We start from the raw sequence: 9,122 nt of genomic DNA, 5'->3' as shown, positions 1-9,122 counted from the left end.
CCACTGGAGGGGCGACCGGGGCTGTCACCACCGGCAAGGGAGCGGAGAGAGGACTAAGGACGGTATTAACGGTTCCTTTGCGGATATTTAGCTCCAAATCTGCACTTTTTAGGCTAAATTCACTGATATCCGTTGCTGCCAATGTTTTGATCAGTTCTCGAATTTCGTTGTAATCAATAGTCACCGCTCTGAAATCCCCCCGCAAATAAAAAGCAACAAATCCAAATTAGCACCCACCAAACCGTCGATTTTTCCCATCTAGCGGCTAAGTTTTGGGAAACAGGCTCAGAACACTGGCTTTAGTCCCAAACCCGTCCCTAAGCCCTTATTTCTGGGCTTCTGATCACAATTATTCCCGTCCCAGATAAGAACCATCCCTGGTGTCCACTTTAATCCTTTCACCGATGGAAATAAACAGGGGAACCATTACCTGCGCTCCCGTTTCTACGATCGCCGGTTTGGTGCCACCGGTGGCCGTATCTCCCTTGACTCCCGGATCTGTATCGGTGATTTCCAAGATTACCGAGGTGGGCAATTCTACCTCTAATACTTGCTCATTCCAAAAGAGAATATTGACTTCCATTCCTTCCTTCAGATACTTGGCTCGATCGCCCATTTGTGCCGGGGTGAGAGTTGCTTCCTCAAAAGTCTCCATGTCCATGAAGACAAACTGATCGCCTTCTTTGTAGGTGTGCTGCATGGTGCGCTTTTCGATCGTGGCTGAGGGCAAGGTTTCCCCCGCCCGGAACGTCCGTTCTACCACGTTGCCCGTCTGGACATTTTTTAACTTGGTTCGCACGAAGGCCGATCCCTTACCCGGTTTAACGTGCAGGAATTCCACCACCCGCCAGACAGAGCCATCGATCTGGATGGTTGTGCCACTCCGAAAGTCGTTACTCGAAATCATGAAATGCTGTTTAGGCCAAGAAAGATCAACATTCCATTCTACATACTCTCCGCACCGAAAAAACTTTTTTATGGGAATTTGTCTGAATCGAAGCGCGGTGGACTAACCTAGGGGCAGCAGCTAAAAGTAAGTTAGAATTAATTGACTGACTGACATCTGAGAAGCGATATCAACCATGACGGGTGTGGACTTACAGCAATTATTACTAGAAAAATGGGGTCGTTCCTACGATATCCAGCTACGACGCATCAAAGATAAGGTTCATGTCCAGGTAATGTGGAAATATCTCGAACAAGCTTCTTTTCCCCTCTCCGAGTCTGAATATCTGGAACATCTCAATGCGATCGCCAATTATCTCCACGAATGGGGTGGTGTTAGTCAATTTCAAGCTTTTATCCGCGAAACCCGTGAGCGTCCCCGTCTCGGTAAAGCGGTTAGTCTGCCCCTAGATCTGGGTGAAAGGGCATCGGAATGGCTGATCAGTGATCAGTGATCAGTTATTACAATTACATTATCGAAATTTGTGGGTATTACTCGAATATACTAGCATTACTGGGATTATTGGATTTTACTAACATTGAGAATACTTAAACCAGGGAGTTGAATTAATTCAAAGAAGATAGAGGGGAATGATTGAAAGAGTTGATAAAAAATCGTGTCAGTTTTCATGCTCTTATTTTACAAGGCGATCGCTTTTTTTATCTCCCTTTTTGTATAGCTCTAACCTGTTTAACCTCTGACTCTAACGCGGATGCGACTTGCTCAACGCTTAACCCTAGGGCTAACAAACGAGGGACTGCCTCTAATGCTTTGTTTAGTCTGCCTTCCTGACGCGCTTCCTCGCGCACATCTTGAAAATACTGAGTTTGTTTTAATTCATCTAAACTAAACATAGTTTCTATCTCCCGACGATAGGATTAACAGGACTTCCTAGACATAAGGACAGAAGGAGATTATCTCCCTTTTTGTATAGCTCTAACCTGTTCAACCTCTAATTCTAAGGCGGATGCGACTTGCTCAACGCTTAACCCTAAAGCTAACAAACGAGGTACCGTCTCTAGTGCTTTGTTTAGTCTGCCTTGCTCAATGCCTTCCTGACGACCTTCCTGACGACCTTCCTGACGACCTTCCTGACGCGCTTCCTCGCGCACATCTTGAAAATACTGAGTTTGTTTTAATTCATCTAAACTAAACATAGTTTCTATCTCCCGACGATTGAGAAGCGGTAACTTATAAACGAGAATCGTCTCTATTAATTGTAAGAGTTCTTGGGGTTTTTGGTCGGGGGTTAATTCTTGCCGCACTCTTTGGATTAATTTTCGGGTGCTATCAAGCGCTTTTGCTTTAGATAGGGTGATTAATTGCACTGTAGCTAAACCAATCGAAGTTTGAGGAGTGTTTTCTAATTCATTCAGATAAATCCGTCTGACTCGCTCGCAGTTGAGGAGTTCCCGATAGCGTTGAACTTTATCGGTTTCTACTTGAGGGTTAGGATAGACAATCACACCCCGCCAATCATTGGTTAAGTCAGTTTTACTGAGATATAGGAATATTTCGGTGAAAAAGCGCTGATAAAAAGCCTCATCTTCTTGAAATTGTACCTCACAGAAGTAGATAGGAGTCTGGGGGTGATTATTTTGAGGCAGAAAGACTCCATCAAGACGAAAAGAAAGTTGTTTGACTTCCACTGAGTCAAAGCGGTAGTTATTCGCTTCGCTGATAGGGAGTTGAATTAATTCAAAGAAGATAGAGGGGAATGATTGAAAGAGTTGATAAAAAATCGTGTCAGTTTTCATGCTTTTATTTTACAAGGCGATCGCATTTTTTATCTCCCTTTTTGTATAGCTCTAACCTGTTCAACCTCTAACTCTAACGCGGATGCGACTTGCTCAACGCTTAACCCTAGGGCTAACAAACGAGGGACCGCCTCTAGTGCTTTGTTTAGTCTGCCTTCCTGACGACCTTCCTCGCGACCTTCCTGACGACCTTCCTGACGCGCTTCCTCGCGCACATCTTGAAAATACTGAGTCTGTTTTAATTCATCTAAACTAAACATAGTTTCTATCTCCCGACGATTGAGAAGCGGTAACTTATAAACGAGAATCGTCTCTATTAATTGTAAGAGTTCTTGGGGTTTTTGGTCGGGGGTTAATTCTTCTCTCACTCTTTGGATTAATTTTCGGGTGCTATCAAGCGCTTTTGCTTTAGATAGGGTGATTAATTGCACTGTAGCTAAACCAATCGAAGTTTGAGGAGTGTTTTCTAATTCATTCAGATAAATCCGTCTGACTCGCTCGCAGTTGAGGAGTTCCCGATAGCGTTGAACTTTATCGGTTTCTACTTGAGGGTTAGGATAGACAATCACACCCCGCCAATCATTGGTTAAGTCAGTTTTACTGAGATATAAGAATATTTCGGTGAAAAAGCGCTGATAAAAAGCCTCATCTTCTTGAAATTGTACCTCACAGAAGTAGATAGGAGTCTGGGGGTGATTATTTTGAGGCAGAAAGACTCCATCAAGACGAAAAGAAAGTTGTTTGACTTCCACTGAGTCAAAGCGGTAGTTATTCGCTTCGCTGATGGGGAGTTGAATTAATTCAAAGAAGATAGAGGGGAATGATTGAAAGAGTTGATAAAAAATCGTGTCAGTTTTCATGCTTTTATTTCTTCATCCGCGCTTACTCTTAGACCGCGTCAACGGACTGGTTAAACGATCGCAAAATCGAGACGATCCGATCAGCTTCCTGATTATTAAACATCCCATCTAGCCCTTCCGGATGGTTATCAGTAAAGGGAGGCTCGTAGAGCGCCCCCGGATTCATAATTCCGTTTTTAGTGAGGATATCGATGATATTTTCGATAAAACGGATTTGATTGGCCGAGAAGTTTGTCCCCTGCAAATAACGGTCAAAAGCTTGTTTAGCCGCTTGGCGTGCCGCTACGCGGATCCCTGCGGGATCGAGTCCGACGATTTCCCGGATCAGAAGCTTGAGGCTTTTCGTCCGGCCAAAGACCTCCTCAAAACGCTGACGGCTCTCAATTTCTGCGGCCGAAAATAGCATCTCCTCTAGGGCAGATAAATCCCTGTCCGTTAGGGGGATATTGCGCTTCAGCTTGGCAATTGCCACGTGATCCTGATGCTGACGGATATAGGCCTCCACTTTCCGGCGATACTGTTCGCGACTAAAACCGGTCTGATGGGTGGGAATATCGACAATCTGCACCTCCCCCATCTCATCGACAAAATCGGTGATCACGATCTGCTGCTTTTGGCGATCGATAAACTTGACCAGATCCCGGACACGCACCCGAATCCCCTCCACCATTGACGGCGTTGCTCTGGTCCACCAGTTTTCCGCCTGCACCTCGCGAATAAAGGCCAATTGCCCCTTAATCATCGGTATATCGGGTTTAGTCTCCAGTTGACAGAGAATATCGCGCACTTTGTCCCGCAATCGCTCATAACTACGGTCGGCCTTGAGAATGGCTAATTGCAGTTTCACACAGAGAAGATCGAATTCCTTGGCCAGGGGATCCTCATTGGGCAGACTATTGGGTAAACCGGCCAAGGAGTCGGCAATGGTGGCCGCGTCCTCCTGACTGAGGTTGTCCCAACGCTGGCGCTGACTAAAGGTTTCCACCTGCGGCAAGCGACGACGCACGAGGAAATTATCCCGGGGCATGGTGGTGATGTGTTGATGGAGTGCATCGAGCAAACTCGTGTATAGGTCGTCGGCCCGCTCGACTTTGTAAGTAGAGGACTGCTCTCTTGCCCTAGGTGTCGCGCTGGGCTGGGCGGGAGCGAGACGGGTTGCCAACTCGAGGCGATGTTTAACTAGGCGACTGGTGAGGCTTTCAGGTATTTTCTGGCTTGTTTCATCGATATCCTGCTCGAAATACTCGAAATTCCCGCAGAGGTCGAAGACCAGAAACTCGGTTTTATGGTTGCCAGGACCAAACAAATCCTGACAGAGACGGGTCCCGCGCCCGATCATCTGATTGAACTTCACCCGGGAGAATACGGGCTTAAAAAAGACCAAATTGACCACTTCCGGCACATCTACGCCGGTATCGAGCATATCCACCGAGACGGCCAAAATCGGTTCTTTGTTGACCTCGCTGAAGTCATCGAGCAGACTCTGGGCGTATTTGTCGTGACTGTCAATAATTTTGGCGAAATGACCTTTGTAGTGAGGATAGTTACTGTTAAAGCGATCGCAGATACATTGGGCGTGTCGGTGATTACGGGCAAAAATAATCGTTTTACCCAATCGATCGCCACTGTTGACCTTTAGCCCCCGTTGCATCAATAATTCTAATGCTTGATCCACGGTGTCGATATTGAACAACCAGTCATTAAAGGCAGCCGCGTTAATTGCCTGCGGTAGTTCGCCGCTTTCCTCGTCCCGGAACTTCTCCTCGTAGTCTAGCTGCTCCTGTGGGGTTAGATCGCTGTATTTAACCCCAGTACGCAGAAACTTAAACGGTACAGTAACGCCCTTGGGGGGGACAAGGTAGCCATCCCTAACGGCATCATTTAACTCGTAGGCGAAGGTAGGCACGCCCTGGGGTAGCTGGAAAATGCGGTAGGTGTCCCGGTCTATTTCCGAGCGCGGCGTGGCAGTTAGCCCCACCAGCAGGGCATCGAAATAATGGAAGATTTCGCCGTATTTCTGATAAATGGAGCGATGGGCCTCATCGATGATCACTAGGTCAAAATAACCCACCCCAAAGATTCGCCCCTCTGCATCCATGCGATCGATGGCGTTGAGCATGGTTTGATAGGTGGAGAAGAGGACGTTAGCCCCCGTCACGTCCTTGCTGCGGGTCAGATGCAGGACGGTAACGCTGGGTAGATGACGCTGAAAGGCTCGATAGGCTTGCTTTAATAGGGCATTGCGATCGGCCAGAAACAGGACTCGGTTTACCCAATTGGCGCTCTTGAGCAGTTCCACCAATGCGATCGCCGTTCGGGTTTTGCCGGTTCCGGTGGCCATAACCAAGAGGGAATTACGGGCGCACTTTTCTTCAAAGGTTTCGGTGATGCGGCGGATGGCCTCTTTCTGGTAGGGACGGCCGACGATATCCTCGTTAATGGCGGTGTTGCTGAGGCGTTTACGGTGGGAACGGCGGAAAATTAGCCGTTCTAGCTCGGTTTTTCGCAGGAAACCGAGGACGGGACGGGGGGGATAGGCGAGATCATCCCAGAGATAGGTTTCATAGCCGTTGCTGTAGAAAATAACGGGGCGCTGGTTGTAGTCTTTTTCTAAGCAGTCGGCGTAGAGTTTGGCCTGCTGTTGGCCGCTGTCGGCGCTTTTGCTGCTGCGTTTTGCCTCCACGACGGCGAGGGGTTTGCCGTCGTCACCCCATAGTACATAATCGGCGAAACCGCGTCCGGTATCTCCGGGCTTTTGGATGGGCATCCCCTGCAGCTCGAACTCGGTGACGTTGGCTGCTTTGGTATCCCAGCCGGCCTCTTGGAGTAGTACATCGATCAGGTAGCGGCGGGTGTCGGCTTCGTTGTAGTCGTGCTGGTCAGCGATCGCTCGATTTTGGGCGAGGAGGGCATCCCGTTCGGCCCTAGCGGCTGCCAGTTCGGCCTCGGTTTGGCGCTGTTTTGCTTCGGCCAATTGGCGCAGGGCATCGCTTTGGGACAGGCGTTTTTCTAGGTCTTGCAGTTGTTTGGGAGCGGGGGGTGCGGCCGTGGGTATCTTCTGGCGATCGAAGCTAATATCGCCCAATTTTCGCCCATTCTGCCCATAGTAGCGCACCAGCCAGTAGGTGAGATGAAATAGTTCCTCGATCAGGTGCAGGGAGTCCCGTTCACTGATGGGGCTGGTATGGTGGGCGGCGTTGTTGCCGACTTTGTGGATGGTGCGAATTTTGCCGAAAAGTCCGGGTTTAAGGTTATCTTTAAAGGTTTGCTCGTGGATGAGAGCGCCTAGGTTACTTTCCCGGGGCGGTTGCAGGTAGGGGTCGTTTTCATAGAGCCAGCAGACCATTTGTTCTAGGACAAAACGGGTATAGAAGCAACTGGCCCGGGGGTTACTGAAGACTAATCCCTCCGCTTGGCTGGCATGATCGTAGATTGTCGGGAATTGATCTCGCAGGAAGGAGAAGTTTGAATCCATATTGCGCTCCCCAGTCTATAACTCTATTATTCCCAAAATTTTGGCTATCTCTATATTTTACCTGATTATTGTTTAACAATTGTATAAATTCTTTGAAGTCTTGGTTCAGCATTATATTTATATTGGTGGTATTGTTGGCGAATTTGTTCTAACGCTTCTAATCGTTTTTGATAGGATTGTTTTTGCCAATAGTTAAAGTCATTATTTTGCTTTTTGATGTTAACTTTGTTAATTACTTTTTCCATTATTTTACTCCAAATATTGCCAATTTAAAAACAGCAAGTTCGGTTATTGGCTCTCCTAGGTTTGGTGGGTAAAATGTATTCTAAGATACATTTCTCCTAGCGAGGGGGTGGAACGAACCACAAAGACACAAAGGACACAAAGATCGATCAATCCTATATAATTTAAACTTATCACACAAAGTCGAGAAGAGCCGGTTATTTTATCTAGGGTTTTCCCGCGTGACAGTGTGAGATGATAGGAATCTTGGTTAATTGTCCAACGGTCTTTTTTAATGGCATTTCCCACAAGATTATGGCAGTAATCCGCCAGCTGCCATGGCTACAGTTCCCCCCTAAATGCTCTTTGTAAAAGGGAATTAAAGAGATTTTCAGATTCTTTATTTTCTAATTTCGTTCGATTTGTTGCAATTTTTCGCAAAAAAATCTCAAATTTATCTTGCAGTTCCTTTGGAGGAAGATAAAATTCTATTTTCTTTATTTCACTTTGTCCAATGGTGGACATCGTTACTGTATTTGCTTTAGCAATAATCTGTTTCCTGAGTCCAGGAAAATGCAAAAGGTAGTTCAGAAAGATGCTATTAACTTTTTTTTGGTTCAGTCTGACTCGAATAATGTGACACTCAAAAAGTGCTGAAAAATCCATGCCATCGAAAACATTGTTAAAGCCAATACCATCACGATTTAAAGAAGATCGACAAAAAAGAATATCACCTTTTGTTAATCCAAACTTTTTCACTTCTTCATCTGTTGGTGTTAAAGTCCTACTTTCAGAACAATCGATAGTGTAACCACTAAAGAGTTCCTTTACCCAAACAACGGGTGTGTCCCCACCATATTCGTGATTTTTCTTAAAAATGCCATTATTTGGTTGGCCGACAACAAGACTACCTAGTTTAACAATCTCCCACCCTTTCGGATTAGTAACAGGATCACCGAACATCTCTAGGAAAGTTGATCGCAATAACTCCTCAGTCAACCGAATTGCCTCTTTGCGCTTACGTCGCACCCCATCCGCTTTATCTAAAATTGCCGCAATTCTTCGCTGTTCTTCGAGGGGTGGGAGGGGGATTTTACATTTTTTTATTTCACTTATGGCGGCTAAATTTTTAAGCGCACTTCCAGCACTTTTACCAAAGATATCCCGCTGATATTTTGGTGATTCAAGTAGCCACTTTAGGTAACGACAAAGTATAATCTCCGGGTTTGGTCTAATACGCATCAGTGCCTGATTGATGACTCCAGGCAAGGCTTCATAGGGGACAATTGCGACTTTTCCAATAGTTCCAGCGCAGCTAATAATCAAGTCATGAGGCTTAACATTGAAGCCTTCCATTTCACGAAATTTGTCTTCGTCAATAAAATAATTTCCAATTTGAAAATCATCTTTAATTGCGTTTTGTTGTTCGTAGACCTTAAATCCGCTTTCGACAAAAATTTCTTTCTTAAGAGAACCTCCGAAAGGGCCACGTCGAATCGCACCTTTTTCATGTGCAGCTATGTCTCCGAGAGCAACTAATGACCATGTTTTTGGTAAATTCATCCCAACATCTCCTTTAACGCGTGTAAAACCTGATCAATCTTATTTTCAAACATAAATCAAATATCCTTTCGGTGGACTAAAGCGGTGGGTTACGACGGATTGTTAGATTGACTTTAACGCCTAGATTGTTGCCGTCTAACCCACCCTACTATAAACTCTTCTCCCCCCTTTTTAAGCTATCCATTAGTCACATCTTTCTTAACATAAAATTTGACAAAAAGAGAAAAGTGTGCAAGATGGCTCAAGGAGGTTCTATGGGGGGACTAATTTGATGAGATAGTTTCCAAGTCTGGCTGATA

The 9,122-nt window shown here is 45.9% G+C and carries 8 protein-coding genes and 2 pseudogenes; 1 reads left to right on the top strand and 9 read right to left on the bottom strand.

Annotated features, from left to right (window positions below; translation table 11 throughout):
• Positions 1 to 184, bottom strand: a pseudogene (locus IQ224_RS18790) (acetyl-CoA carboxylase, biotin carboxyl carrier protein); the annotation flags it as partial.
• A 165-nt stretch (positions 185 to 349) separates the two neighbouring features.
• Entirely contained in the window at positions 350 to 907 is a 558-nt protein-coding gene (gene efp, locus IQ224_RS18785) for an elongation factor P (RefSeq protein WP_002732990.1), read from the bottom strand.
• Between the two features lie 175 nt (positions 908 to 1,082).
• Here efp and IQ224_RS18780 point away from each other — a divergent pair, with 175 nt between their 5' ends.
• Positions 1,083 to 1,400 (top strand): DUF3067 family protein, encoded by a 318-nt coding sequence (locus IQ224_RS18780; protein ID WP_002732720.1) that lies wholly within the window; start codon positions 1,083 to 1,085, stop codon positions 1,398 to 1,400.
• Between the two features lie 65 nt (positions 1,401 to 1,465).
• On the opposite strand, the gene IQ224_RS18775 is transcribed toward IQ224_RS18780, so the two are convergent.
• The 7 genes and pseudogenes from IQ224_RS18775 to IQ224_RS18745 all read right to left on the bottom strand — a co-directional run bounded on the left by IQ224_RS18775 (position 1,466) and on the right by IQ224_RS18745 (position 8,823).
• Positions 1,466 to 1,576, bottom strand: coding sequence for an Rpn family recombination-promoting nuclease/putative transposase (locus IQ224_RS18775; protein ID WP_223210947.1), 111 nt, complete (start codon positions 1,574 to 1,576; stop codon positions 1,466 to 1,468).
• Positions 1,577 to 1,605: 29 nt separating this feature from the next.
• A pseudogene (locus IQ224_RS18770) lies at positions 1,606 to 1,818 on the bottom strand (flagellar assembly protein H); the annotation flags it as partial.
• A gap of 42 nt (positions 1,819 to 1,860) precedes the next feature.
• Positions 1,861 to 2,703, bottom strand: coding sequence for an Rpn family recombination-promoting nuclease/putative transposase (locus tag IQ224_RS18765; protein ID WP_084989954.1), 843 nt, complete (start codon positions 2,701 to 2,703; stop codon positions 1,861 to 1,863).
• Positions 2,704 to 2,732: 29 nt separating this feature from the next.
• Positions 2,733 to 3,563, bottom strand: a complete 831-nt coding sequence (locus tag IQ224_RS18760; protein ID WP_084989955.1) for an Rpn family recombination-promoting nuclease/putative transposase — start codon at positions 3,561 to 3,563, stop codon at positions 2,733 to 2,735.
• Positions 3,564 to 3,591: 28 nt separating this feature from the next.
• Complete coding sequence (locus IQ224_RS18755; protein ID WP_194033347.1) at positions 3,592 to 7,038, bottom strand: DEAD/DEAH box helicase family protein; 3,447 nt, start codon at positions 7,036 to 7,038, stop codon at positions 3,592 to 3,594.
• A gap of 65 nt (positions 7,039 to 7,103) precedes the next feature.
• The gene (locus IQ224_RS18750; RefSeq protein WP_002746635.1) at positions 7,104 to 7,283 is read right to left on the bottom strand and encodes a hypothetical protein; all 180 of its coding nucleotides are present in this window, start codon (positions 7,281 to 7,283) and stop codon (positions 7,104 to 7,106) included.
• Between the two features lie 319 nt (positions 7,284 to 7,602).
• Complete coding sequence (locus IQ224_RS18745; protein ID WP_084989956.1) at positions 7,603 to 8,823, bottom strand: restriction endonuclease subunit S; 1,221 nt, start codon at positions 8,821 to 8,823, stop codon at positions 7,603 to 7,605.
• Between the last annotated feature and the right edge of the window lie 299 nt (positions 8,824 to 9,122).

The organism is Microcystis sp. LEGE 00066, assembly GCF_015207925.1.
GTDB classification, from domain to species: domain Bacteria; phylum Cyanobacteriota; class Cyanobacteriia; order Cyanobacteriales; family Microcystaceae; genus Microcystis; species Microcystis ichthyoblabe_A.
This window is presented reverse-complemented; position numbering and strand designations above follow the sequence as displayed.

Excerpts from the sequence above, each read along its gene's own strand:
- IQ224_RS18765 (WP_084989954.1), bottom strand. The coding sequence starts at position 2,703 with ATGAAAACTGACACGATTTTTTATCAACTCTTTCAATCATTCCCCTCT.
- IQ224_RS18760 (WP_084989955.1), bottom strand. The coding sequence starts at position 3,563 with ATGAAAACTGACACGATTTTTTATCAACTCTTTCAATCATTCCCCTCT.
- IQ224_RS18755 (WP_194033347.1), bottom strand. The coding sequence starts at position 7,038 with ATGGATTCAAACTTCTCCTTCCTGCGAGATCAATTCCCGACAATCTAC.
- IQ224_RS18745 (WP_084989956.1), bottom strand. The coding sequence starts at position 8,823 with ATGAATTTACCAAAAACATGGTCATTAGTTGCTCTCGGAGACATAGCT.
- IQ224_RS18750 (WP_002746635.1), bottom strand. The coding sequence starts at position 7,283 with ATGGAAAAAGTAATTAACAAAGTTAACATCAAAAAGCAAAATAATGAC.
- efp (WP_002732990.1), bottom strand. The coding sequence starts at position 907 with ATGATTTCGAGTAACGACTTTCGGAGTGGCACAACCATCCAGATCGAT.
- IQ224_RS18780 (WP_002732720.1), top strand. The coding sequence starts at position 1,083 with ATGACGGGTGTGGACTTACAGCAATTATTACTAGAAAAATGGGGTCGT.
- IQ224_RS18775 (WP_223210947.1), bottom strand. The coding sequence starts at position 1,576 with ATGAAAACTGACACGATTTTTTATCAACTCTTTCAATCATTCCCCTCT.